Here is a 26,447-nt window from a genome sequence, read left to right as displayed (position 1 = left end):
GGAGCATGTAATGGCTAGGGTATTAATTGTCGATGATGCCAAGTTCATGCGGGTAACTTTAAAAAACATCCTGGAAAAAGGACAACATGAAGTTGTAGGGGAAGCTGATAATGGAAAAGAAGCGGTTGAGAAATATGGTTCGCTTCGACCAGACCTGGTTACGCTCGATATTACAATGCCGGAAATGAACGGCATTGATGCTCTTAAAGAGATCCAACAGGTTTCTAATGAAGCAAAAGTCATCATGTGTTCAGCGATGGGGCAGCAGAAAATGGTCTTAAAGGCTATTGAATGTGGAGCAAAAGACTTCATCGTTAAACCCTTTGATGAAGCTCGGGTCCTGGATGCCATTGATCTTGTGTTGAACTGATATTAAGGACAGAGTAGAAAGAGTGAATCGTTATGTTTTGGTTAATTGCAAGTACCATTGTCGCTGCTGGGATGGCAACAGCGATGATCTTCGTCCGATTGCGGGCGGCTAAAAAACCCGCAAGTGTAAAAAAAATCATTCTGCCGCCTTTCATGATGAGCACAGGGGCTCTCATGTTTGTATTTCCAGTGTTCAGAGTTGAATGGACCCAGGTCATTGAGGCCGTACTCATTGGTGTGATTTTTTCGATATTCCTCATTCGAACTTCGAAATTTGAGGTGAGGGATGGAGATATTTATTTAAAGCCATCAAGGGCCTTCGTGTTTATTCTTTTCGGACTTCTGATTTTGAGAGTGGTTTTCAAAATTATTATAGGGCAGCATGTATCCCTTGGAGAAACGAGTGGAATGTTCTTTCTGCTGGCCTTCGGTATGATTATGACTTGGCGGATCGCCATGTTAAAACAATACTTACAGTTAGAGAAAAAATTGGAACTAAAAAAGGACCTGGCTTAAGCCGGGTCCTTTTTAACGTTCAATCAGTACATCATAAGGGCTCATGTCTATTTTTTTCTCTTCTAACTTTCTCACGAGGAACTTATGGTCTCGCTTTGGAGTGGCTCGTATGTAGCCCTCAATTAAAATCTCCTGGGTGATTTTCTTCTTCTTTTTCTGTAGGGCGATTTCTCCGATACGGCCAGCGATCTTTTGTCTTGCTACATCCCGGAAGATCTCAGGGACGGGAGAGATCAACTCTTCCAATAAGTCTTTTTGTTCCGCAGACCACATGTGTCTTGTTTTGTCCACATAATATTCTTCCCAATCAATGATTGATTTTCCGTCTTCTTTTGGAAGACGTTTCAGAAATTTGCGGAACATAAAGAAACCACCAATGCTCATCAAACCAACCATAATGACAATCCACCCGACGATAAATAGGGCAAATCCACCTGACATATTATCACCTGTTTCATTGTCTTAGACTTTTCTAATTTCATTATAAAAGGTTGACTCTTTAAATACAAGCGTACGTTTATGTAGGTTTTTGTATAAAATTTATCGAATTCAGAAAAATTTGTGGTCATTCATTTTACTTATAAATCGTTTTCATTTACAATAAGGATTGCAGATTTGTGAACTTGATTTATACAAAGGGAACAAATGTAAGAATTTGGGGAATAGTGAAACCTAAAAAAGGTTCACTATTGAATATTGATGAGGGGGTAAAAGGAATATGGCTAGCAATGCTTTTAATGCTCGCAAACAATTTGAACTCAATGGCCAAACGTACAACTATTACGATTTGAAAGCCTTAGAAGATGCGGGACATGGTAAGATTTCCCGTCTACCTTTCTCCATCCGTATCCTACTAGAATCTCTATTACGTCAACATGACGGACGCGTCATCAGCGATGATCACGTCGAGAGTCTAGCAAACTGGGGAACGGAGAAATCCAAAGGGGAAGATGTTCCATTTAAGCCTTCCCGTGTTATTTTACAAGACTTCACCGGTGTACCTGCCGTGGTCGATCTGGCATCTCTTAGAAAAGCGATGGTGGATATGGGAGGAAGCCCTGACAAAATCAACCCGGAAGTTCCTGTTGATCTTGTTATTGACCACTCTGTTCAAGTGGACAAGTATGGAACACCAGATGCACTGAATGTGAACATGGAGCTAGAATTTGAACGAAATGAAGAACGTTATGAATTCCTACACTGGGCTCAAAAAGCGTTCGATAACTATCGTGCAGTTCCACCTGCAACAGGGATCGTTCACCAGGTAAACCTTGAATACATCGCAAACGTCGTTCACGCGAAAGAAAATGAGAACGGCTCTTATGATACTTATCCTGATACACTTGTCGGAACGGACTCACATACAACGATGATCAATGGTCTTGGTGTCCTGGGCTGGGGTGTTGGTGGTATAGAAGCAGAAGCCGGCATGCTCGGTCAACCTTCCTACTTCCCGGCTCCAGAAGTTATTGGAGTGAAGCTGAATGGAAGCTTCCCACAAGGAACAACAGCTACAGACTTAGCCCTGAAAGTCACTCAAAAACTTCGTGAACAAAATGTAGTCGGGAAGTTTGTTGAGTTCTTCGGGCCAGGATTGCAGGAAATGCCATTGGCTGATCGTGCGACTATCTCCAACATGGCTCCTGAATATGGTGCGACATGTGGTTTCTTCCCGGTTGACGGCGAGTCTCTTGAGTATCTTCGCCTTACGGGACGTACTGAGGAGCAAATCAAGCTTGTCGAAGAATACTGCAAGAAGAACAGCCTTTGGTATGATCCGTCCTTTGAGGACCCGGAATTCACATCACTTGTTGAAATCGATCTCGGTGAGTTGGAGCCGAACTTGTCAGGACCAAAACGTCCTCAGGATTTGATTCCTCTTTCTCAAATGAAAGAATCATTCGAAAAGGCGATTACAGGTCCAGCAGGAAACCATGGTTTTGGCCTGGATAAATCTGAGTTCGACAAAGAAGTTGAAGTGCAGTTTGATAATGGAGACAAGTCTGTTATGAAGACAGGTGCTCTGGCGATCGCCGCTATTACTTCCTGTACAAACACATCCAACCCTCACGTTATGCTTGGGGCTGGCCTGGTCGCTAAAAAAGCGATTGAAAAAGGCTTGCAAGTTCCTGATTACGTGAAGACATCTTTAGCTCCAGGATCTAAAGTTGTTACTCGCTACCTGGAAGATTCAGGACTAATGACTTACCTGAATGATTTAGGATTCAACCTGGTCGGATATGGATGTACGACATGTATTGGTAACTCAGGTCCATTACTGCCGGAAATTGAAAAAGCTATTGCTGACAGTGACTTGACGGCTTCTTCTGTCTTGTCTGGTAACCGTAACTTCGAAGGACGTATTCATCCACTAGTTAAAGCCAACTATCTGGCTTCTCCGCCACTAGTAGTTGCTTATGCCCTTGCGGGTACTGTAGATATTGACCTTAAAAATGAACCAATCGGAAAAGACAATGAAGGAAACAACGTGTATTTCAATGATATTTGGCCTTCTCAAGAAGAGATCAAATCAGAAATTTCCCGTGTTGTTACACCTGAGATTTTCCGTAAAGAGTATGAAAATGTATTCAACTCAAACGAAAAATGGAACGAAATCGAAACAACGGATGAGCCATTGTATGATTGGAACGACAACTCCACATACATCCAAAATCCTCCGTTCTTCGAAGGACTTTCCAGTAATCCTGAAGCAGTTAAGCCATTAAATGGCATGCGTGTCATCGGTAAATTTGGCGATTCTGTAACAACGGACCACATCTCACCAGCAGGTGCGATTCCAAAAGATATGCCTGCAGGGGAATACCTGCAAGACAATGGCGTAAGTCCTCGTAACTTCAACTCTTACGGCTCCCGTCGTGGTAACCATGAAGTTATGATGCGTGGTACGTTTGCAAATATCCGTATCCGTAACCAGTTAGCTCCAGGTACTGAAGGTGGTTTCACTACTTACTGGCCGACAGAAGAAGTGATGCCGATTTATACAGCAGCAATGAAGTACCAACAGGATAAGACTCCGTTGATGGTCATTGCCGGTAATGATTATGGTATGGGAAGTTCCCGTGACTGGGCTGCAAAAGGGACAGATCTTCTTGGAATTAAAACGGTCATCGCTGAAAGCTTTGAGCGTATCCACCGCTCGAACCTTGTTATGATGGGTGTTCTTCCATTGCAGTTCAAACCTGAAGACAGCATTGAGTCTCTTGGGCTGACTGGACGCGAGACATTCGACGTACAAGTCGGTGAAGATGTTAAGCCACGTGACCTTGTCAAAGTCACAGCTACAGACGAAGAAGGCAATAAGAAAGAATTTGAAGTAATCGCCCGCTTCGACAGTGAAGTGGAAGTTGATTACTACCGCCACGGTGGTATTTTACAAATGGTTCTACGAAACAAATTGAACTAAATTTCTTTCTAAAAATCGCCCTTTTTAAAGGGCGATTTTTTTATTCTTCACAAAAACCATGTGATCAATGATTGGAAATGTACACCGATCTTTGCTTGAAGGAAGAAGTGTGGATTCGTAAGACGTGTCTATTATTCTCTATTCAAACTTAGTAGTAACTCCAAAGGTTATAAAAAACAAAAAGATCATTAACGACTCTCATACATTTTCTGATAAAGCTTTACAAGCATAAATGGTTTTCTTTATTCTTATACATAAAGCAGAAACGTTTTGGATTATGGACGGAGGCTATCATCATGAAACAATGGCTGGCAACAGCTTTCCTGGTTATACTTTTAGGTCTCGTTATTTTTACTACCTTTTCTGAAAAGGACGAGGGGGAGCAGCAAAAATCTTCTGCAAATCAGGAAGCAGGTATGGTTGCACCTAATGCACCAGATGGATTACAAGTAGGGGAGAAGGCTCCTGACTTCACTTTGAAAACGTTGAACGGAGAGACCGTTCAGCTTTCTGATTATCGCGGTAAAAAAGTTTTTCTCAATTATTGGGCGACTTGGTGCCCTCCTTGTCGTGATGAAATGCCCGAAATGCAGGCGTTTCATGAAGATTATGGAGATGAAGTGGTCATTCTGGCTGTTAATGGAACGGGAACAGAGAAAAAAATAGAAGATGTTGACCAGTTTGTCAAAGATGGAGGTTATACATTCCCTATTCTTCTGGACGAGGAACTCAAGATTAATCAGACATACCAGATTCTATCCATTCCTACCACTTATTTCATCGGTACAGATGGAGTCATTCAAGAACCAAGAATTGTCGGGCCGATGACCTACGAAATGATGGAAAAGAAGAAAGATGCGCTGAAATAGGAATATTTTTATCAATTCATGGAAATCCTACCTATAAAAGGAGAGATATCCATGAGAAAACATAAAAGCATATCTTTTGAAGAACGTGTGAAAGAAAATATCCGTTCCATCAAAGCTGACCAAAAGCTGTTGGACCAGATCGATGAACGGATTGAAAAGCGTCACAATGAGCGTATGAAGCAAATCCCATCGTAAGCGGGGTTTGTTTTTGTACATAATAAACCACAAAGGAAGGAGCATTGCAGGCTCCTTCCTTTTTCTTTTCATAATTCAGCTTCTTCATGGGAAAAGTAAAGGATGACTCATCGAGGGTCTATTGACATTTACAGGAGGGAAAAGACCATGTCCCATAAACAACAGCATATGGCTAATCAAAAACCGAACCCTGACAATCGCGCAGATAACGTCGATCGTCTTCAAGAAAAAGTGACGAACACGATTGAAAATATTGAAGAATCCCATGATGCTATGCAGTTTGCAACAGAGGAAGAAAAGAGAAACATTGAGAAGAAAAACAAACGCAGAAATCAATCATTAGAAGCTATGCGTGATGAAATTAAGGACGAAGCCCGTCATCAACAATATTAATGTCTGATCAACCGCTTCTCTTTCAGGGGAGCGGTTTTTTACCTTTACAATGTAAGCTTTAAGGCATCTTCATCTACATTAAATCTTGACTATGATAAAATGGATATCGGCGAAAGAAAAGGAAGTGATGAAGATGTTAGAACAACTGAAACAGTGGAACAGTTTAGAGCAGCAGCCTCCTATTTCCGAAGTGGAGGCTTTACGATATATGGATCAAACGAGTGGGGAGCAGGAGAAAGAAGTAAAAGCTTTGCTTTATGTCACGCTTGCCTACCACCGGATTAAGAGGCACCCGGGAGATGATCCTCTTGCTGAGCAATTCATCGATGAGGCTCGGGTACTGCATCCTGCGCATCCCTTAGTGGCGGAATTGTATGAGTCCCAGCAGTTGATGCAGGCGTATACTTTATTAAAAGAAACACCACTTGATCAGTGGATTCTTCATGAAACGGATCATGATTCAGCGAAGGGTAAAAAAGCGAAAGCCATTTACTCTGATGTTTGTCATTTGAAGGAGCAGTGGGACGATGATCTGGCCAAAAAAACGATCATCGACGCATCCAGTCGTTTGAGCTTATATCAGGATGTTTATGAAGAATTGTCTGATTTGGAACACATGCTGGAAGAAGCTATTAACTCTATTGAAAATCGGCGGATTCGAGTACCTGTCAAAGAGATCAATGAGCGTACAAGACGCCTTTCAGATAATCAGGATGAAATTTATAAACGATTGCCAAGCTTTCTGACAGATCAATCGTTTCAAAATCCTTTAGAAGCATTCGATCAAATGGTTGGGTTGCATGATGTGAAAACGTACATTCGACGGTATTATCATTTCTTGAGATACCAGCAGCAAAGAAAAAGCTATGGTTTTTCCATGGTGGATGAGCCTGGATTACATATGATCATTACCGGGAACCCCGGGACAGGGAAAACGACGATTGCCCGGCTGCTCGCGAATATATATCATGAGCTTGGAATTTTAGATACAAAAGAAGTAGTAGAAGTAAATCGTTCCCACCTTGTCGGGTCTTATGTCGGACAGAGTGAAGAGAATACGATGAACTATGTCAAACAGGCGATCGGCGGTGTCTTGTTCATTGACGAAGCATATAGCCTAAAAAGGGAAGGGCAAACAGGAAATGACTATGGTCAAGCGGTCATTGACACTCTTGTTTCTGCGATGACAAGCAAAGAATATGGAGGGAAGTTTGCCGTAATCCTTGCTGGTTATCCAGAAGAAATGCGCCAGTTCTTATGGTCAAATCCAGGTCTCCGAAGTCGTTTCCCTGAACAAAATCATATCGAACTACCTGATTATCACATGGATGAACTGCTTACGATTGCTGAGCAAACGGCGACTGATAATGATTTCTTTTTCACAGAATCTGCGTTAAATGAATTCACCTCACTCATTGATCGCGAGCGTGTGGATGATTCATTCGGTAATGCACGCACGGTCAAAAACTTAGTATTAAAGACCGTTTTCCAAAAAGGTGCCAAGGAAGCTGAACAGGATAAGCATCATTGGCTGGATCATATGAGGATTTCTGTCGAAGACCTTGTGTGGGAGAAAGAAACGGATGAAGACGAGCGGTCTCCCATGCAACGCTTGGATGAACTGATCGGGCTATCCAACGTCAAAGAAGAGGTGAAAAAGCTGTCATCCTTCGTTCAAGCCCAGCAAAAGAGGAAAGAAAAAGGATATCCAGTCGTTCCTATCCAATTGCATTCTGTATTCTCAGGAAATCCAGGGACCGGAAAGACAACGGTTGCAGAAATCTATGCTGATGTCCTGAAAGAATGCGGGTTGTTAAAGAGAGGGCATACAGTGGTGGTCTCAAGGAGCGATCTTGTCGCCGGTTATGTGGGACAGACAGCCATCAAAACGAAACGGAAAATCCGGGAGGCTCTTGGTGGTGTCCTTTTCATTGATGAAGCCTATTCTCTATACAACGGAGGCAGGGATGATTTTGGTAAAGAAGCTATTGAGACCCTCGTGGACGAAATGACTAAACATAATGAGAACCTAGTCGTTGTCCTCGCTGGTTATCAACGCGAAATGGAGCAGTTGGTGGAAAGTAATCCGGGCTTGTCTTCCCGCTTTAAAAAATATTTCCACTTCCCGGATTATACAGAGGAAGAGTTGATTGCCATGACTCACTATCAGGCGAAGCAATACGGGTATCATTTCAATGAATGGGCGGAGTCATTCCTCTTAGAAAAATACAAGGATCACAAAGTGAGGGGCAATGGACGCTTCATCAATAACCTTGTGAATGAAGCGATTCAATTCCAGGCGATTCGAATTATGGAAAATGAAGTGGAAGATATGAATGAGCTTGAACTTGTCGATTTAGAAAAAGCATGGCATATGGTGCGAAGGGAGTCTTCTTAATGAAAGTGGTCGAAACACCGATTCAAGTACGATATCAAGAAACAGATATGATGGGTGTCGTTTACCATGCCAACTACTTAGTTTGGTTTGAGATTGGACGAACATCCTTTATCGAAGACCTGGGGTTTATGTATTCTGAGATTGAAAAACAGGGAGTCGTTTCACCCGTCATTGATGCTCAAATGAGTTTTAAAAAACCTGTAAAATACGGTGACCCTGTCCATGTGCGAACATGGGTCGAAAGTTACGACGGTCTTCGTGTTTCCTACGGATACGAAGTGGCGTTTAGTAATGGTGATGTAGCAGTGACGGGGGTGACGAAACACGTCATCGTTAAAAAAGATAACTTCAAACCAGTATCCATCAGGCGTAGTTTTCCCGATTGGCACGAAGCTTATTTATCTGCTATGGAGACGGAAGGCTAATGGCTTTTGGAGTGAAAAAGTCGGAACTGCAGGATTGGAAAGCGAAAGTGAAGCGAGGGGATATTGCTTTTTTGACGCACTTTTGGTTGGATGATCGTTTTCCTGGCTGTGATACCGTCACTAAAGTCGGCTGCTGTGATCTCAAGAAATTGGAGGCATGGGGGAAACAGTATGGTTTAGACCCGGCCTGGATCCATAACGATCCAAGATTCCCGCACTTCGATCTATTTGGTGACCGTCAGCTGTTTATCTTGAAAAAAGAAGGGCATTGGGACCATATTCGCCGCTTCCAATTACAAAAAAATAAGACGCCATAGCGGCGTCTTATTTTTTATATTCAAATGACGGTTCATTCCATTTCTCATCCAACGTCACTTCTAATGAATGTTCATCAAAGTACCACTCATCGTCCGCTTCAATGAAGAAATGTATCGGGCCTGTTGTGGTTTCCGCAATTGGTTCTGCAGGATCCTCCAATTTAATGGCAAGAGAGAAACCAGGTTGAAGTCCACCAACGCCTCCATAACGGACGTAAAATCTTAAGTCAACGTTCCTATCGATATCGAGTTCTTCTTCATACCACTTTGCTGCTTCTTCTGTTACTGTTAAGTTCATTAGATCATCTCCTGTAATGGGGTCCGTGTTCGTCTCTTTCCTCTGTCGTCGTTTTATAAACCTATTTTTCAGGAGAAGACGAATCAGAGTTATGGTTCGGTTGCTTCATAGGTACAGGGTCAAATCCTCCTGGGTGGAAAGGGTGGCACTTAAGAATTCTCTTGACCGTCAAATAACTGCCTTTGAAGAAACCGAAACGACGAAAAGCCTCAAGTCCGTATTCTGAACACGTTGGTTGAAACCGGCATGATGGTGGGAAAAACGGGCTGATGCCCTTTCGGTAAAATTGAATCAAGACGATCATGATTTGTTTCATCTGTTCTATTACTCAGCTTCCTTCTTCTTATCGTAACTGAGGGTCGCCACAGCATCATGCAGGTGAATGGATTCTTCATTACGGCACTTTACGGTGAACGCTTCTATAAAGGAATACTCATAAAGATCGGCAGCGACTAGTCTTACGATATCCTCGACAAAGCGAGGATTCTCATAGGCTTGTTCTGTTACCATCTTTTCATCGGGTCGCTTTAATACCGGATGGATGCGCGCGCTTGCATTGCTTTCAGCTGCTTCTAAAAGCGCTGCTTTCCAATCGATTTCCTGCTCATCGAAATCATCCGTCAATTTCACACTCATGGTCACGTTTCCTCGCTGGTTGTGCGCACTATATTCACTGATTTCCTTGGAACAAGGGCATAGCGTGGTGATTTTCCCGGTAAGAGTCACGGTCACATCATGTCCTGTTTCTTGATCATACTCGACGCGGATGGTTGCATCTGCATGATTCATCCCTGTGAGACCGGAGTATGGACCTTTTCGTTCGAAGAACCATGGAAATGTCACTTCCACTTCCGCATCCGATTGCTTGAGGCGACCGGCTAATTCCTCGGTAAATTGTTTTAGGGTGCCAATGTCAACGGCGAATCCTTCGTTGTGGTATTTATCAAGCTGCTCTGTGAATCGGCTCATGTTCGTGCCTTTACTACCTTGAGCAATGGATGAACCGAATGAAAAGGTTCCGATGGTTGTCTGAATCTCTGGTGTCATCGTGCTGGGAATACGGATGGGGTGCTTGACGCTGGAAATCCCAACCATATCAATTTCAAACAAAAAATCCTTTTTCGAGTTTTGAAGGTCAGCCATTTGATCTTTTTCCAAAGGCTTTGTTCGTGGACCCGGCTCAACGGAGCCGAATAATTTATGTCGTTCTTTTTTGGATGGTAATTGTTTGTTTTGGTTCAATTCAGTCTTATTCATAATAAAGACTCCTTTCAGGCCTTCTTTCTATGTCAAAGTATACAATATGTATTTCTGAATATACAATGGATTGCTTGATGAGTGTGTATTTATAGAATACACCATAAAAGAAAGCCTATCCTTCAATGGGATAGACTATCTTCGCAATCGATACCCTTTTAAGCGTGGATCGTTTCTACATCCATGTGATTTTCGGCTCTGTTTTATTAATAATCCTTTTAATGTTTGCAAGGTGGCGGTAAATCACGAAGATGGTAAACAAGGAAATGATGATGGTCAAGCCGTAATCCTTCACGACCAAAGTAGCAATAATGCCAACAATTCCGCTTACCATGGAAGATAAGGAAACGTATTTACTTAAATATAGGACAATGAAAAAGGATAATAAGAGGACGGCAAAAATGACTGGATTGACACCCAGAATCACGCCTCCGGATGTAGCGACAGCTTTTCCACCTTTAAAGCCCGCAAATACAGGATACATATGACCTATAACGGCAAAAATTCCAATAACAAGTGGTATGACTTCAGCTCCCATAAAATAAGGAAGAGCTGCGGCTAATGTTCCTTTCAGGATATCAGCGAGGGTGACAATTAAGCCTGCTTTGATCCCCAACACTCGGAATGTGTTCGTACCTCCAAGGTTTCCGCTTCCATGTTCGCGTATGTCCGTACCGTAACCAATTTTACCTACAATTAATCCTGAAGGGATGGACCCAAGGAGATAGGCGATGAGGATATAGAGTACATATTCCAATAAGTTCAACTCCTTCTGCACTTTCTACTATTTTATCATGGGCTTCATAGATAAAGAACTCTTATTTCATAAGGCAGCTTCTCTATTATATCAATTTAGTACCAGGTATCAAGTTGTTTTAATAGTGTTGGAGAACCGGCAAGGGAGGCAGTTGCAAAAATTCAGCTTATTGAAAAGGCAGGAAAATTGCAAAATGTTTCAGATTGTGGAAATGTGGTTATAGAAATAGGTCTTTTATTTTTTGTTTAGGGGGAAAACGATGATCACGTTTACTGATGTAACGAAGACTTACCCGGATGGGACGACAGCGTTGAAGAATTTCAACTTAGAAGTGCAAGAAGGAGAACTGCTTGCGCTGATCGGTCCAAGCGGCTGTGGGAAGACAACCACGATGAAAATGATTAACCGTCTGATTCATCCGACGGAAGGGACCATTACTATACATAACAAAGATATTAGAGAATACAACATTCATGAACTACGTTGGAATATCGGCTATGTGTTGCAGGAAATTGCTCTCTTTCCACATATGACAGTAGAAGAAAACATTTCGGTCGTACCTGAAATGAAAAAATGGAAGAAAAAAGATTTGTCTAAAAGAATTGACGAATTGATGAATATGGTTGGCCTGGATCCTGAAAAGCACCGCAAAAGAAAACCCAGTGAACTTTCAGGCGGCCAGCAGCAAAGGGTCGGAGTGATCCGGGCATTAGCTGCAGATCCTGATATCATCTTGATGGATGAGCCCTTCAGTGCTCTCGACCCTATCAGCAGGGATCAGTTGCAGAAGGATATCCGTCAATTGCAGAAGGAAATCAAGAAAACGATTGTTTTTGTCACCCATGATATGGACGAAGCTTTAGCACTGGGCGATCGCGTCTGCCTCATGAAGGTAGGAGAAATTGTTCAGTTGGATACTCCACAAAATCTCGTATTGAAACCATTCAATGAATTCGTAGAAGATTTCATCGGGGGGAGAAAAACACCGTGGCAGACCGCTGTTGATGTCATCATGAATCATGCAGAAAAACGTGTTGTGTCAGAAGAAGAATTCAAGGAAGGCCATGTTGTCGTGGATGGACCTTTTGCCCTTAAAAGTCACGATGGGACGTATCGAGGGATGATCGAGGATGGGAATCAGGTACAGGCTCACCCGTTATCCAATGATATGATTCTTAGAGATGCTGTTCGAATCTTTGAAGAAGGTCACTCTACCATTCTGCCAGTCGTCAAGGGTGACAAGCTGATCGGCACCTTATCTTATAGGGATATTGTCCTCTACCTTAAAGAACAGTCACGTAAAAAGGAAGAGGAGGTGGAAAGTAAATGAGTGAGTTTCTAGAGGTTTTTAATCAACGACAGGGCATTTTATTAGAGAAGATATGGGAACATTTACAAATATCCATTATTGCATTAGTGATTGCTACATTGATTTCCGTTCCGCTTGGCTTATGGCTGACAAGAAAGCAGAGAGTAGCAGAGCCTATTATCGGGATGACAGCTGTGTTACAGACCATTCCAAGCCTTGCGGTGCTTGCTTTTCTCATTCCGTTTTTCGGTATTGGTCAAACCCCGGCCATTATCGCGCTTGCGGCCTACGGGCTCCTACCTATCCTTAGAAACACGTACACAGGAATCAAGGAAGTGGATCCTGCTCTAAAGGAAGCGGCTACAGGAATGGGAATGAAATCATTCAGACGTCTTTCTAAAATTGAATTACCAATCGCCATGCCTGTCATTATGGCAGGGATACGGACATCCATGGTACTGATCGTCGGAACGACCACGATTGCTGCTCTTATTGGAGCGGGTGGTCTCGGGGATTTAATCCTGCTCGGTTTAGACAGGGGCGGAGATGTCAATCTTATCTTGCTCGGCGCTATTCCAGCTGCTTTGTTAGCCATTATTCTAGATCTTATTCTCCGTTTATTTGAACGAACTTCAGCCAAATCCGGTTTCCGTTCACTTGTCAGTTTATTATTGATCGCTGCTTTGATTGCAGTTGGTCCTTTAGCGTTCGGTGGAAAAGTGAAGAATGACTTGACGCTTGGAGCAAAGCTTGGATCAGAACCTGCTATACTCATTAACATGTATAAGCTTTTAATAGAAGAGGAAACAGACTTGAGTGTAGGTCTTCAACCGAACTTAGGAAAGACAGACCTTGTATTCAGTGCATTGGAAGAAGGAAGCATTGATATTTATCCGGAATTCACAGGGACAGCTATCGTCTCTCTTCTAGGAGAAGAAGCGAACAGCAATGAACCTGAAGAAGTATATGAACAGGCGAAAGAAGGTATGGCAGAAACCTATGATATGGCGTTTTTGCAACCGATGCAATTTAACAATACCTACGCCGTAGCTACGACCCAGGAGCTTGCCGATCAATACGATCTTGAAACGATCGGGGACCTTAAACCAGTTGAAGATCAAATCACAGCTGGTTTCACACTCGAATTCAATGATCGTCAAGACGGGTATCAAGGCATGAAGGACATCTATAACTTGAACCTGGGAGAAGTTCGGACAATGGACCCTGGCTTAAGACAGGGAGCTATTGAAAGTGGAGAAGTTGACATCATTGACGCCTACGCTACAGATAGTTACATGGTTGACCTGAATTTAAAAGTATTGGAGGATCCGGAAAATCTATTTCCTCCATACCAGGGGGCACCATTGATGAGACAAGAGACCTTAGATCAATATCCTGAACTTGAGGAAGTCCTGAATCAACTGGGAGGAAAGATTACCGGAGATAAAATGAGGGAAATGAATTACCAGGTTGATTTTGAAGATCGCGATCCTGAAAAAGTGGCTAGAGAGTATTTAGTCAGTGAAGGATTAATCGACGAATAGGAGGTATAAAGATGACTTTTGAAAATCCGTCCAAAACAGAGATCCGGGATTTACTGGCCCAATCGAAGACGATTGCGGTTGTAGGGCTTTCGGATAAACCGCACCGTACATCCTATCAAGTGAGTGAAGCCATGCAGAAAGCCGGGTACAAAATCATCCCTGTGAATCCTCAAATCAAAGAAGCTCTTGGGGAAAAAGCGGTAGCAAACCTTGGAGATATACAAGAGCCTGTAGACATTATCAATGTCTTTCGAAGATCCGAATATTTACCCCAAATTGCAGAGGAAGCGAAAAATATTAAGGCTAAAGCCTTTTGGGCTCAGCAAGGGGTCTATTCCGAAGAAGCGGATGACATCCTGAAAAACGATTCAAAGCTTGTCATTATGGACTCTTGCATAAAGGTCGCGCATGCGATTTACAAGTAAAAGAATATGAATGAAAATGAAAAAATCCCTGTTCATTCAGGGGTTTTTTCATGTTTTTTGGAAGATTTATGTTTGCGAAACCTTATAAAATCGCTACAATATAACAAGCGACGTTTTTTGTTAGAGACAACGAGAAGCTCCGAATAAGAGAAAAGGACCTTTAGTAGAGGACCGATTTTAATTGGAGAACCATGGTTTAACAGAACGGTTGTTTAAGAAAGAATAAGAAATGTAAGCGAAATCAAACGGGAGTTCTAATCACCCCCACATTTGTGCACAGGTCGGCAGCCTTATTCTAAGTCATAAGCCAATCAATGGAGTGGAAGAGTGTCCACACCGTTGATTGACTTATGTCGTGAGAGCTGAAGGACCTGGAGATGCACTCATCGTTTACATAATCGAACGTTTGTTCTATTATTGATGTAGCAGGTGTTAGAGAAAGGAGCCGATGGTAAATTGTCGAGTCAAAATCAAACGTATTCAGATGATTCTATTCAAGTGCTGGAGGGATTGGAGGCCGTTCGGAAGAGACCGGGGATGTATATTGGATCCACGGATCATAGAGGTCTGCACCATCTCGTCCACGAAATTGTAGATAACGCGATTGATGAGGCGTTATCTGGATTCGGCGAAAAAATGACTGTCACGCTCCATAAAGATGGTAGTGTATCGGTTCAGGACGAAGCCCGGGGCATGCCTACGGGGATGCATAAAACAGGTAAACCGACACCTGAGGTTATTTTGACCGTCCTACATGCAGGAGGTAAATTTGGCCAAGGTGGTTATAAATCCTCAGGTGGCTTGCACGGTGTCGGTGCTTCTGTGGTAAATGCTCTATCTGAATGGTTGGAAGTTTACATCTGTAGAGATGGAGAGAAATTTTATCAAAGATTCGAGAACGGGGGCGTTCCCGTCACTTCTTTAGAAAATAAAGGAGCGACCCGCAAAACAGGAACGACGATCCGCTTTAAACCGGATCCTTCCATTTTCTCAATGACGAAATTCAATTTTGAAACGTTATCCGAACGTTTACGAGAAGCGGCCTTCTTATTGAAAGGATTCCGTATCATCCTTGTAGATGAGCGTAAGGAAACGGTTAAAGAAGAGTACCAATATGATGACGGACTGGTCTCTTTTGTCGAATATTTAAATGAAGAGAAAGATACCCTGCATTCTGTCGTTTCTTTCGAGGGAAGTCACAGTGGAATTGAAGCGGATTTCGCTTTTCAATTCAACGACGGGTTTGCAGAGAACATTTTATCCTTTGTCAATAATGTGCGGACGAAGGATGGGGGCACCCATGAATCTGGAGCTAAAACGGCCATTACCAGAGTTTTTAATGATTATGCCAGACGAGCACAACTTCTGAAGGATAAAGATAAGAATTTAGAAGGAAACGATATCAGAGAAGGATTTACTGCGGTGATCTCCGTGCGAATTCCAGAAGAGCTTCTTCAATTTGAAGGGCAAACCAAAAGCAAATTAGGAACCTCTGAAGCACGCTCCGCCGTCGATGGAATCGTTGCTGAACAATTATCCTATTTCCTCGAAGAGAATCCGGATGTCGCTTCTATGCTCATCAAAAAAGCGATTAAAGCGAAAGAAGCTAGAGAAGCAGCAAGAAAAGCTAGAGAAGATGCGCGTTCAGGGAAGAAGAAGAAACGTAAGGACACTCTTCTAAGCGGGAAACTCACGCCTGCTCAGTCTAAAAATGCCCAAAAGAACGAGTTGTATCTCGTGGAGGGGGACTCAGCTGGTGGATCAGCAAAACAGGGACGTGATCGTAAATTCCAGGCCGTCCTTCCTTTGCGCGGAAAAGTCATCAACACAGAGAAAGCGAAAATTGCGGACATCTTCAAAAATGAAGAAATCTCAACAATCATTCATACCATCGGCGCTGGAGTCGGAGGAGACTTTACGCTCGAAGACTGTAATTATGATAAAATCGTCATCATGACCGATGCCGACACCGATGGAGCACACATTCAGGTGCTTTTATTAACCTTCTTCTATCGATACATGCGACCGCTTGTAGAAGCGGGGAAAGTATTTATCGCCCTCCCACCCCTTTATAAAGTTTCCAAAGGGAAAGGGAAGAAAGAGAAAGTCGAATATGCGTGGGATGAAGAAGGCATGCAGAAGATATTGAAGGAATTTAAAAACGGGTATACGATCCAACGATACAAAGGTTTAGGTGAAATGAATGCCGATCAGCTTTGGGAAACGACGATGAACCCCGAATCACGCACATTGATCCGGGTTACGATTGACGATATCGCCCGTGCCGAGCGCAGGGTGACGACGTTGATGGGAGATAAGGTTGAACCTCGCCGTAAATGGATTGAATCCCATGTCGCTTTTGGTCTTGAAGATGAAGCGAGCATACTAGAAAACGACAAAATACAGACGTAAAAGGGGGACCTTCTGTTGGCAGAGGCAGAGAAATTTTTAGATTTACCATTAGAAGAAGTTCTCGGAGACCGCTTCGGGAGATATAGTAAATACATCATCCAGGAACGTGCCCTCCCTGATGCCAGGGACGGGCTAAAGCCTGTACAGAGGCGTATCCTTTATGCGATGCACCAGGAAAAAAACACCCACGATAAAGCTTACCGGAAATCCGCGAAAACGGTCGGTACCGTAATCGGTAATTATCACCCGCACGGGGATACTTCCGTTTACGATGCGATGGTCCGCTTGAGCCAAACGTGGAAAGTGAGAAAATCCTTAGTGGAGATGCACGGAAATAACGGAAGTGTTGATGGCGACCCGCCTGCAGCTATGCGTTATACGGAAGCAAGACTTTCCGCAATTTCATCTGAACTGCTCAGGGATATTGAAAAACAGACCGTGGAGTTTATTCCAAACTTTGATGATACGATTGATGAACCAACCGTTCTTCCGGCCAAGTTCCCGAATCTTCTCGTCAACGGTTCTACCGGGATATCCGCAGGCTATGCGACAGAAATTCCTTCCCACAACCTGGGAGAAGTAATTGATGCGGTAATCATGAAGATCGATAAGCCTCAGTCGACTGTACCTGAGCTGATGACCAAATTAAAAGGTCCGGATTTTCCTACGGGTGGAATCATTCAAGGGATCGATGGCATTCAGAAGGCCTATGAAACGGGCAGAGGGAAAATCGTCTTACGTGGGCGTGCCGAAATCCAAGAACAGCGCGGAGGACGAGAACAAATCGTCATCGACGAAATTCCTTTTGAAGTGAACAAGGCAAGCATGGTCAAGCGAATGGATGAATTGAGAATTGATAAAAAAGTCGAAGGTATCGCTGAAGTCCGTGACGAAACGGATCGTACCGGTTTGCGTGTCGTCATTGATCTGAAGAAGGATGCGAACAGTGAAGGGGTCCTCAATTACCTTTACAAACATACAGACCTTCAGATCTCTTACAACTTTAATATGGTCGCCATTCATGAACGGACACCAAGCCTGATGAGTCTTCCAATGATGCTTGACGCCTATATCAAGCACCAGAAAGAAGTGGTCACAAGGCAATCCATTTATGATTTGAATAAAGCGAAGTCTCGCGCTCACATTGTGGAAGGTCTGATCAAGGCGATTTCCATTTTGGATGATGTCATCGCAACGATTCGCAGCTCCAAAGACAAAGCTGATGCCAAGAAACAGCTCATTGCAAGCTATGATTTTACAGAAGAACAATCAGAAGCGATTGTGACATTACAGCTGTACCGTTTAACAAATACAGATATTACAGCCTTGCAAAAAGAAGCGGATGAACTGAAAAAGCAAATTGATTACTTAGAAAAATTGTTATCCAGTGAAAACGAAATGTTGAAAGTCATCAAGGCTGATCTTCGCTCGATGAAAAAACAATACAACGATGATCGTTTGACGAAGATCGAGGAAAAAGTGGAAGAGTTGAAAGTAGATCTTGAAGTGACTGTCGCGAGTGAAGATGTGCTCGTATCTGTGACGAAAGATGGTTACATTAAGCGCACAAGTCTTCGTTCCTATGCAGCGTCAAACGGGGAAGATTTCGCTTTGAAAGACGGGGATCACCTGCTGGGTTTATTTGAAATCAATACAACGGATACCATCTTACTCTTTACGAACCTCGGTAAATATTTATTCTTACCTGTTCACAAACTGCCGGATATCCGGTGGAAGGATCTTGGTCAATATATTTCCAACATTGTACAAGTGGACAAAGAAGAATATATCGTTGAGGCCATACCAGTCCGTGACTTCACAGCAGAGGAATACCTCATTTTCTTCACGAAGAACGGGATGGTGAAGAAGAGCGAATTACAGCTCTATCAAGCCCAGCGTCATTCCAAGGCTCTCGTTGCCATCAATCTGAAAAATGATGATGAAGTAGTGGATGTCTACAAAACAAATGGCCAGTCCGATTTGTTTATTGCTACGAAGAAAGCTTATGGCCTTTGGTACCATGAAGAAGAAGTGAACACCGTCGGCCAGCGGGCAGCAGGTGTGAAAGCGATCAACCTGAAAGAAGACGATGAAGTGGTGTCTGGACAATTGTTCAGAGCCTCAGAAGATCCTTCGATCCTTCTGACCACTCATCGTGCCGCAGTGAAGCGGATGCGATTGAAAGAGTTTGAACGAACAACCCGGGCAAAACGCGGGGTGCTCATGTTAAGAGAGTTGAAGAAGAACCCTCATCAATTGGTGGATGTACACCTCGTGCATAGAGATGACCAAGTGATGATCATGACAGAAAAACAAGAAACCATCGTTGTCAATCCGATGGACTTTAAAGCGAATGATCGATACAGCAATGGGTCCTATGTCCTCGACACCGAAGAAAAAGGACAAGCGGAAGAAGCGTGGATCAAGCCGGTCTATCGTGTTCCTTTTGAAACCGAACCTGATACAACCTAATAATAATGATGTGAAAAGCCCTCTGCGTCCAGAGGGCTTTTTTTATTGGATAAAAAAGAATGGCTTGTGTGTATAGGGGTCCAGACTTTTTTCGCTGGCCTCTGTTCTACCAATGAAGCGGGTGTAGGAGAATCATTCGTTCACGGAGGTGAACACCTGCTTGATGTCATCCTTTATACCGTTGTATTTTCAGAAAAATGTGATAAAATGAGTGTATATTCAGCAGATGGGAGTTGATGTATGAGCGATTTGCGAGAAAAAATCATCCAGACATCTTTAGAACTGTTCGACCGCCATGGTTTTCACGGCGTCACAGTAAAACAAATTGTACAGCAGACGAACACATCAAAAGGCGGCTTCTATCATCATTTCCAGTCAAAGGATGAACTTCTATTCGTTATTCACGACACGTTTATTACATATGTATTGAAAGAAGCACAGGCCGCTAACGTTACTCATTCTTCCCCTATACCGAAAGTACAGGCGATCATTCAATCGTTTGTTCAGGTATTCGACTTGTACAAACCACATATCTCGGTGTTTTATCAGGAAAGCCTGTATTTAAAACCAGCGTATGAGGAAGAAATCAAAGGGAAGCGTGATGAGTTCAAACGGATGGTGTTCAATGTCATTGACGAAGGTCAAAAATCCGGCCACTTCCGTAAAGAGCTGCCGCTTGAGATTACAGGGATGGCGATCTTAGGTATGGTTAACTGGATCTATAAATGGTACAGGCGGGATGGGACATACACCATCGATCAAATCGCAGAGGTTTTCACTGATCTGGTGCTGCACTTTTTGCTTCCAGGTAAAGAAGACAGTGAATATTTCCGTCATATGTTAAAAGTTCCTTTTTTTTATGAAAGTGAGTAAACGCTTTCATTATATTTATCATTAAAACAGACCAACCAGTCGGTCTTTATTTCCCTAAGGAGGAATCATATGAATTTCGATTTAACGAAAGAGCAGGAAATGACAAGGAAAATGGTCCGTGATTTTTCAGAAGATGTGATTGCACCAAGAGCGGTGGATATCGACATCAACAGTGAATTCCCGAAAGATATCTTTGATGAAATGGGCAAGCTTGGGCTTCTCGGTATCCCATTCCCTGAAGAGTATGGCGGATCCGGGGGAGATACGATCAGTTATGCTCTTGCTGTTGAAGAGATCGGTCGTGTTTGTGGTTCTACGGGTCTCAGTTACGCTGCTGCCGTTTCACTGGGAGCGAGCCCCATCTATTATTTCGGGACAGAAGAACAAAAACAAGAGTTCTTAACTCCTCTAGCTAAAGGAGAAGGATTAGCGTCTTTTGGATTGACAGAACCGAATGCCGGTTCCGATGCAGGAGGTACGAAGACGCGTGCCGAATTGAAAGGTGACCACTACGTGATCAATGGAGAAAAGTGCTGGATTACAAATGCTGAATATGCGAGGTCCATCACGGTCACGGCTGTTTCAGGAAAGCGTGACGACGGGAAGAACATCATATCCGCTTTCATCGTTCCAAAAGATACACCAGGTATGAAGATTACCAGTCCTTATGACAAAATGGGCGTCCGAGGTTCGAACACGTCTGAAATCATCTTAGAAGATGTGAAAGTGCCGAAAGAAAATATTCTCGGAGATCCAGAAAAAGGGTTCAAACAATTCCTTTACACATTGGATGGGGGAAGAATTTCCATTGCTGCTCTAGCAGTAGGAATCGCACAAGCTTCATTGGACCGCGCCCTCGCTTATGCAAAAGAACGGAAACAGTTCGGTCAGCCGATTACTAAATTCCAGGCCATTCAGTTTAAGCTGGCAGACATGGCGATGGAAGTGGAACTTGCTCGGAACATGGTTTTAAAAGCAGCCTGGTTGAAAGATCAAGGAAGGAATTTCACAAAAGAATCGGCCTACGCAAAACTTTTCGCTTCAGAGACGGCTTTCCGATCTGCTAATCAGGCCATCCAAATTCATGGTGGATATGGATATATGAGAGAGTACGAAGTCGAACGTTTTCTCCGTGATGCAAAACTTCTTGAGATTGGTGAAGGAACATCAGAAATCCAGCGCTTGGTCATTGCCCGTCAGTTAGGTTGCTAAATCATTTTAAAGGAGGAAATCTTATGTCCTTATTAGATCAGACGGTTGGTGAATTGTTAGAACAGCAGGCCGAAGCTTATCCGGACCATGAGGCGTTCGTTTATCCTGAGCTGGATCTTAGGAAGACCTATGCTGAATTCAACGATATGACGGATGAAGTAGCCAAGGGATTCATGGCTCTAGGGATTGAAAAAGGAGAGCATGTCGCCATTTGGTCGGATAACAAGCCGGAGTGGCTTCAATCACAATTTGCCTCTGGAAAAATGGGTGGCGTACTCGTCACTGTCAATACGAACTATCGGGCTCAGGAGCTCGAATACCTATTAAAACAATCAGATGCTTCCACATTGATTCTTGCTGAAGAATTCAAAGGAACCTCATATATTGATATTTTGAAAGAAATCTGTCCGGAGCTTGAAACCTCTGAAAAAGGTGATCTTCAAAGTGATCGTCTTCCTTTCTTAAAGAATATCGTTGTTTTGAGTGACAAGTCCTACCGCGGCTGTTATTCATGGCAGGATATCCTTGATATGGGGATGACCGTAGATGATGGGGAATTGAAAGAGCGGAAAGAAACGCTTCACCATCGTGATGTGATCAACATGCAGTACACTTCAGGAACAACTGGCTTTCCTAAAGGGGTCATGCTGAGTCATTACAATATCGTAAACAACGGAAATCAGGTAGCGGATTGTATGCGCCTTACAGAAGATGACCGCCTCTGTATTCCCGTGCCATTTTTCCACTGTTTCGGGTGTGTGTTAGGAACGATGGCTGCTGTTTCCAAAGGGACAACGATGGTTATTCTGGAGCAATTTGATCCGAAAAAAGTACTCCAGGCTGTGAAAGAGGAAAACTGTACAGCGCTTCATGGAGTGCCTACCATGTTCATTGCCGAATTGAACCACCCAGAATATGAAGACTTGAAGCCTTCGACTTTACGAACAGGAATCATGGCAGGCTCTACCTGTCCGATGGAAGTCATGAAGAGTGTGATCGAAGATATGGGAGCGGAAGAAATCACGATTGCTTATGGTCAGACGGAGTCATCACCTGTCATCACACAGACAAAAGCGGATGATCCGATTAATTTGAGAGTGAGCAGCGTCGGCCAGGCCCATCCAAACGTCGAAGTGAAAATTATTGAACCCGCCACAGGTGAAGAAGTGGATACAGGGACTCCTGGTGAACTTTGTACGCGAGGATATCTCGTGATGGAAGGGTACTACAAAAACGAGGAAGCCACAATGACTGCGATCGATCCGGATGGCTGGCTGCATACAGGAGATATTGCAGTGATGGATGAAAATGGTTATGTCGAAATTACCGGTAGAATCAAAGATATGATTATTCGCGGAGGCGAAAATGTCTATCCGAGAGAAATTGAAGAATTTTTGTATCAGCATCCGGATGTTCTCGATGTCCAAGTGGTTGGTGTTCCAGATGAGAAGTACGGGGAAGAGATCATGGCTTGGATCATTCCTAAAGAAGGTAAACAATTAAATGAAAGCGATATCAGGGAATTCAGTGAAGGGAAAATATCGAAACATAAAATTCCTCGATATATAACCTTCACAGATGAGTACCCAATGACGGCGAGCGGAAAGATCCAGAAGTTCAGACTCCGTGAACATGCGCTTGAAATGATGAACTTAAAATCCTAACGAAGAGGTGATCCCTGTTGTTTCAAAAAATATTAATTGCCAACCGTGGAGAGATTGCATCCCGAATTATTCGGACGTGCCAAAGATTGAACATCCAAACAGTGGCTGTCTACTCGGAAGCGGATCAGCAAGCTCCTTATGTACGAATGGCTGATGAGAGCTATCTTATTGGAAAACCACGCGTGAATGAATCGTACCTGAACATCGATAAAATCTTACAGGTGGCCAAGGACTCCGGAGCGGAAGCGATTCATCCGGGATACGGTCTTTTAAGTGAAAATGCGGAGTTTGCGAAAAGAACGGAAGAAGCAGGCTTCACGTTTATCGGACCGGCTGCCGATGTCATTGCAAAAATGGGAGATAAGATTGCCGCGAGGGCGGAAATGAAAGCGGCTGGTGTCCCTATTATTCCTGGAACCGAAGATGCAGTTGCGAACTCCGACGATGCCAAAAAAATTGCGGTCGAGTTCGGTTATCCTGTCATGCTGAAAGCGGCCGCTGGAGGCGGTGGTATCGGCATGCAGGCGGTCTATAACGATGAAGAACTGGAAAAAGCGTTTGAAGGCAACTCCAAACGAGCGCAGGCCTTTTTCGGTGATGGGAAGATGTTCATCGAAAAATTAATCGAGCATCCGCGTCACATTGAAATTCAAGTGCTTGCTGATCGTCACGGTAATGTCGTCCATTTGTTTGAACGCGAATGTTCCATTCAGCGCAGGCACCAAAAAGTTGTTGAGGAGGCCCCGTCACCGGTCCTTTCAGAAAAGACACGGGAGAAAATGGGTGAAAGTGCTCTGAAGGCGGTTTCCTCTCTCGGCTATTCCAATGCCGGTACAATTGAGTTTCTGGTCGATGATCAGGAGAATTTCTATTTCCTTGAAATGAATACACGTTTGCAAGTCGAGCACCCGGTCACCGAACAAATTACAGGGGTCGACCTTGTCGAACAACAATTGAGGGTAGCAGACGGGGAACATTTATCCATCCAGCAGAAGGATTTGATCATTGACGGCCACGCCATTGAAGTGAGGATTTATGCCGAAGATCCAAATACTTTCTATCCTTCACCAGGTAAATTGACGAAAATGGTTCTGCCGGAAGGACCAGGAGTACGGCATGAATTAGCGGTAGAAGGAGATTCACAAGTGACTCCGTTCTATGACCCGATGATTGCGAAACTTGTCATTCATGGAGAAAACCGTGAAGACGCGATTGAACGTCTTACAAAAGCCCTTCATGAATACGAAATTGAAGGCATCAAATGCAACCTGACGATGCTGAAGAGCGTCGTCACCCATGAGAAATTTAAAGAAGGCGAAACGAAAACCACATTTGTAGAAAACTATTACCTACCAACATTGACAAATCATTAAGGAGGAATAATCATGACAGAAATTAAAGCATCCATGGCAGGAAGTGTATGGAAAATTGTTGCAGCAGAAGGTACAAAAGTGAACGACGGAGAGGATATTGCGATCCTCGAATCTATGAAAATGGAGATTCCGATCCCTACAGAAACCTCGGGAACAGTCAAAGAGTTAAAAGTAAGCGAAGGGGATTTCGTCAACGAAGGAGACGTCATCGCCATTATTGAATAAACAGGAGGTTCGTATGATGGAATGGCCTGAAAAAGTCACAATTAAAGAAGTCGGTCCACGTGATGGCCTGCAGAATGAACCTGTAGAAGTACCGCTTGAAGATAAGGTTGCCTGGATCGATCTCTTATCTGAAGCGGGTTACTCGTACATTGAATTCAGTTCATTCGTCCATCCAAAGTGGATTCCACAGTTGAAAGATGCAAAGGAAGTGGCAGCGAAGATCTCACGGAAAGAGGGGGTCACCTATGCTGCCCTGGTCCCCAACCGGCGGGGGCTTGAAGCAGCGATCGATACGGACGTGGATGAAGTATCTGTATTCATGTCCGCTTCCGATACGCATAACAAAAAAAACATCAACAAGACGCTGGAGGAAACGTATCCAGTCCTTAAAGAGGTCGTGCAAGAAGCCAAATTAGAAGGCAAAACTGTAAGAGGTTATCTTTCCACGGTGTTCGGGTGCCCTTATGAAGGAGACATTGCTACAGACCAGGTGGCAAGGGTAAGTGAGCGTTTACTGGAAATGGGTATTGATGAATTGTCTTTAGGAGACACAATCGGTGTTGCAAATCCGAGGCAAGTTGATCAAGCTCTTCACGAATGGAAACAATGGCTTCCTTTCGACAAGCTTGCCATGCATTTTCATAATACAAGGGGAATGGCCTTATCCAACGTCCTTGTCTCCATGCAGCATAACATCACCACTTTTGATGCAGCGCTTGGAGGACTCGGGGGCTGCCCATACGCAAAGGGAGCTTCCGGGAATTTAGCCACAGACGATCTTGTACACATGCTTCATCAGATGGGCATTGAAACAGGGATCAATGAAGAAAAACTGAAGGAAGCGGCGATTTATATCCAACGCGTGTTGAATAAATCACTGCCGAGTCATCAAATGCAGGTGGTAAATAAAGAAAGGGTGTAACGGATGGAGGAACTAGTCGCGTTAGAAGAGATTTCCCCTCACGTGTTTGTACTGAAATTGAACCGGCCGGATGCAGCGAATGCATTGTCTTCAGATCTACTTGACCAACTGCAGGAAAAAGCACACGAAATTAACCGGCGTCAGGAGATCAGAGTCGTTTTAGTGACTGGGGAAGGAAATAAAGCCTTTTGTGCAGGTGCTGATTTGAAAGAAAGAAAGGGAATGAGTGACGAAGAAGTCGTCCAGACCGTAACCAAAATCGGAGATACGGTTCGAATGATCGAAGATATCCATGTACCTACGATTGCTGTCATCAATGGGGTCGCATTTGGCGGTGGATTAGAGCTTGCGCTTGCCTGTGACTTACGGATGATGAGTACGTCTACCAAAGTAGGACTGACGGAAACATCGCTTGCCATTATTCCGGGAGCTGGCGGAACACAGCGTCTATCCAGGCTGATTGGGATTGGCCAGGCAAAAGCGATGATCTATTCAGCGAAACCGGTGGAAGCCAACCGCGCTTATTCCCTCGGACTTGTCGAATATATCCATGAACCGCAGTTTCTTATGGAAGAAGCGAAGGACCTTGCGGCATGCATTGCACGGAACGGCCCGGTAGCTATGAAGCAGGCAAAAAAAGCGATCAATCAAGGGTATGATACCGATTTATCTTCAGGTCTTGAGATTGAGCGCGCCTGTTATAAAAAGACGATTCCAACTGATGATCGCGTGGAAGGACTTCAAGCGTTCCAGGAAAAAAGGAAGCCGGAATACAAAGGAGAATAAAAGGTGGAAAAA

Annotated in this window: 27 protein-coding genes; 22 read left to right on the top strand and 5 right to left on the bottom strand. The window is 43.6% G+C overall.

All coding sequences use genetic code 11. The features are described from left to right. The first annotated feature begins 10 nt into the window (after window positions 1-10). Together VKA52_RS19835 and VKA52_RS19830 are read left to right on the top strand one after the other, a co-directional pair. Window positions 11-370, top strand: a complete 360-nt coding sequence (locus VKA52_RS19835) for a response regulator (RefSeq protein WP_160913343.1) — start codon at window positions 11-13, stop codon at window positions 368-370. A gap of 32 nt (window positions 371-402) precedes the next feature. Beyond that, on the top strand, window positions 403-885 hold the full coding sequence (locus VKA52_RS19830) for a CcdC family protein (protein ID WP_160913345.1): 483 nt from the start codon (window positions 403-405) through the stop codon (window positions 883-885). A gap of 12 nt (window positions 886-897) precedes the next feature. Here VKA52_RS19830 and VKA52_RS19825 read toward each other — a convergent pair whose 3' ends face one another. Continuing rightward, complete coding sequence (locus tag VKA52_RS19825) at window positions 898-1,326, bottom strand: DUF2621 family protein (RefSeq protein WP_326316945.1); 429 nt, start codon at window positions 1,324-1,326, stop codon at window positions 898-900. Window positions 1,327-1,603: 277 nt separating this feature from the next. Between VKA52_RS19825 and acnA the strand changes: the two genes are divergently transcribed. The 7 genes from acnA to VKA52_RS19790 all read left to right on the top strand — a co-directional run bounded on the left by acnA (window position 1,604) and on the right by VKA52_RS19790 (window position 8,906). Next, window positions 1,604-4,309, top strand: a complete 2,706-nt coding sequence (gene acnA / locus VKA52_RS19820; protein WP_326316943.1) for an aconitate hydratase AcnA — start codon at window positions 1,604-1,606, stop codon at window positions 4,307-4,309. Window positions 4,310-4,605: 296 nt separating this feature from the next. Further along, window positions 4,606-5,178, top strand: coding sequence for a TlpA family protein disulfide reductase (locus VKA52_RS19815; protein ID WP_326316942.1), 573 nt, complete (start codon window positions 4,606-4,608; stop codon window positions 5,176-5,178). A gap of 51 nt (window positions 5,179-5,229) precedes the next feature. Then, window positions 5,230-5,373 carry an FbpB family small basic protein gene (locus VKA52_RS19810; RefSeq protein WP_160912244.1) on the top strand — a complete coding sequence of 48 codons (144 nt, stop codon included), beginning with the start codon at window positions 5,230-5,232 and terminating at the stop codon, window positions 5,371-5,373. 147 nt (window positions 5,374-5,520) lie between these two features. Continuing rightward, a complete protein-coding gene (gene tlp / locus VKA52_RS19805) occupies window positions 5,521-5,766 on the top strand; it encodes a small acid-soluble spore protein Tlp (protein WP_160913353.1) in 246 nt (81 codons plus the stop codon). A 133-nt stretch (window positions 5,767-5,899) separates the two neighbouring features. After that, entirely contained in the window at window positions 5,900-8,164 is a 2,265-nt protein-coding gene (locus VKA52_RS19800; RefSeq protein WP_442788871.1) for an AAA family ATPase, read from the top strand. Further along, complete coding sequence (locus VKA52_RS19795; RefSeq protein ID WP_160913357.1) at window positions 8,164-8,589, top strand: acyl-CoA thioesterase; 426 nt, start codon at window positions 8,164-8,166, stop codon at window positions 8,587-8,589. The genes VKA52_RS19800 and VKA52_RS19795 overlap by 1 nt, the downstream gene beginning before the upstream one ends. Then, window positions 8,589-8,906: a hypothetical protein gene (locus tag VKA52_RS19790; protein WP_160913359.1), complete on the top strand. Its 318-nt coding sequence runs from the start codon at window positions 8,589-8,591 to the stop codon at window positions 8,904-8,906. Before VKA52_RS19795 ends, VKA52_RS19790 begins: the two co-directional genes overlap by 1 nt. A gap of 7 nt (window positions 8,907-8,913) precedes the next feature. On the opposite strand, the gene VKA52_RS19785 is transcribed toward VKA52_RS19790, so the two are convergent. The 4 genes from VKA52_RS19785 to plsY form a co-directional block, all read right to left on the bottom strand. Beyond that, window positions 8,914-9,204, bottom strand: a complete 291-nt coding sequence (locus VKA52_RS19785) for a HesB/YadR/YfhF family protein (RefSeq protein ID WP_326316940.1) — start codon at window positions 9,202-9,204, stop codon at window positions 8,914-8,916. 61 nt (window positions 9,205-9,265) lie between these two features. Next, the gene (gene yidD / locus VKA52_RS19780) at window positions 9,266-9,520 is read right to left on the bottom strand and encodes a membrane protein insertion efficiency factor YidD (RefSeq protein WP_160913363.1); all 255 of its coding nucleotides are present in this window, start codon (window positions 9,518-9,520) and stop codon (window positions 9,266-9,268) included. Between the two features lie 8 nt (window positions 9,521-9,528). Further along, a complete protein-coding gene (gene folE2, locus VKA52_RS19775; protein WP_160913365.1) occupies window positions 9,529-10,461 on the bottom strand; it encodes a GTP cyclohydrolase FolE2 in 933 nt (310 codons plus the stop codon). Between the two features lie 175 nt (window positions 10,462-10,636). Beyond that, entirely contained in the window at window positions 10,637-11,218 is a 582-nt protein-coding gene (plsY, locus tag VKA52_RS19770) for a glycerol-3-phosphate 1-O-acyltransferase PlsY (RefSeq protein ID WP_326316939.1), read from the bottom strand. A 259-nt stretch (window positions 11,219-11,477) separates the two neighbouring features. Between plsY and VKA52_RS19765 the strand changes: the two genes are divergently transcribed. The 13 genes from VKA52_RS19765 (at window position 11,478) to VKA52_RS19705 (ending at window position 26,435) form a co-directional block, all read left to right on the top strand. Further along, a complete protein-coding gene (locus VKA52_RS19765) occupies window positions 11,478-12,548 on the top strand; it encodes an ABC transporter ATP-binding protein (RefSeq protein WP_326316938.1) in 1,071 nt (356 codons plus the stop codon). After that, on the top strand, window positions 12,545-14,071 hold the full coding sequence (locus VKA52_RS19760) for an ABC transporter permease/substrate-binding protein (protein WP_326316937.1): 1,527 nt from the start codon (window positions 12,545-12,547) through the stop codon (window positions 14,069-14,071). The genes VKA52_RS19765 and VKA52_RS19760 overlap by 4 nt, the downstream gene beginning before the upstream one ends. Window positions 14,072-14,082: 11 nt before the next feature. Further along, window positions 14,083-14,496: a CoA-binding protein gene (locus VKA52_RS19755; protein WP_160913373.1), complete on the top strand. Its 414-nt coding sequence runs from the start codon at window positions 14,083-14,085 to the stop codon at window positions 14,494-14,496. 429 nt (window positions 14,497-14,925) lie between these two features. Then, on the top strand, window positions 14,926-16,908 hold the full coding sequence (gene parE, locus VKA52_RS19750) for a DNA topoisomerase IV subunit B (protein WP_442788869.1): 1,983 nt from the start codon (window positions 14,926-14,928) through the stop codon (window positions 16,906-16,908). Between the two features lie 15 nt (window positions 16,909-16,923). Further along, window positions 16,924-19,380 (top strand): DNA topoisomerase IV subunit A, encoded by a 2,457-nt coding sequence (gene parC, locus VKA52_RS19745; RefSeq protein WP_160913376.1) that lies wholly within the window; start codon window positions 16,924-16,926, stop codon window positions 19,378-19,380. 45 nt (window positions 19,381-19,425) lie between these two features. Next, entirely contained in the window at window positions 19,426-19,617 is a 192-nt protein-coding gene (locus VKA52_RS19740) for a hypothetical protein (protein WP_160913378.1), read from the top strand. A gap of 3 nt (window positions 19,618-19,620) precedes the next feature. Continuing rightward, complete coding sequence (locus VKA52_RS19735; protein ID WP_160913380.1) at window positions 19,621-20,253, top strand: TetR/AcrR family transcriptional regulator; 633 nt, start codon at window positions 19,621-19,623, stop codon at window positions 20,251-20,253. A 69-nt stretch (window positions 20,254-20,322) separates the two neighbouring features. Further along, the gene (locus tag VKA52_RS19730; protein ID WP_326316936.1) at window positions 20,323-21,465 is read left to right on the top strand and encodes an acyl-CoA dehydrogenase; all 1,143 of its coding nucleotides are present in this window, start codon (window positions 20,323-20,325) and stop codon (window positions 21,463-21,465) included. A gap of 23 nt (window positions 21,466-21,488) precedes the next feature. Then, window positions 21,489-23,129 carry an AMP-binding protein gene (locus VKA52_RS19725; RefSeq protein WP_326316935.1) on the top strand — a complete coding sequence of 547 codons (1,641 nt, stop codon included), beginning with the start codon at window positions 21,489-21,491 and terminating at the stop codon, window positions 23,127-23,129. Between the two features lie 17 nt (window positions 23,130-23,146). Next, window positions 23,147-24,502 carry an acetyl-CoA carboxylase biotin carboxylase subunit gene (locus tag VKA52_RS19720; RefSeq protein WP_326316934.1) on the top strand — a complete coding sequence of 452 codons (1,356 nt, stop codon included), beginning with the start codon at window positions 23,147-23,149 and terminating at the stop codon, window positions 24,500-24,502. A gap of 12 nt (window positions 24,503-24,514) precedes the next feature. Then, window positions 24,515-24,727 (top strand): acetyl-CoA carboxylase biotin carboxyl carrier protein subunit, encoded by a 213-nt coding sequence (locus tag VKA52_RS19715; RefSeq protein WP_160913387.1) that lies wholly within the window; start codon window positions 24,515-24,517, stop codon window positions 24,725-24,727. A 13-nt stretch (window positions 24,728-24,740) separates the two neighbouring features. Next, entirely contained in the window at window positions 24,741-25,649 is a 909-nt protein-coding gene (locus tag VKA52_RS19710; RefSeq protein ID WP_160913389.1) for a hydroxymethylglutaryl-CoA lyase, read from the top strand. A gap of 3 nt (window positions 25,650-25,652) precedes the next feature. Next, the gene (locus VKA52_RS19705) at window positions 25,653-26,435 is read left to right on the top strand and encodes an enoyl-CoA hydratase (protein WP_326316933.1); all 783 of its coding nucleotides are present in this window, start codon (window positions 25,653-25,655) and stop codon (window positions 26,433-26,435) included. The last annotated feature ends 12 nt before the right edge of the window (window positions 26,436-26,447 follow it).

It is taken from the genome of Halobacillus sp. HZG1 (assembly GCF_035818575.1).
GTDB classification, from domain to species: Bacteria; Bacillota; Bacilli; order Bacillales; family Halobacillaceae; genus Halobacillus; species Halobacillus litoralis.
This window is presented reverse-complemented; position numbering and strand designations above follow the sequence as displayed.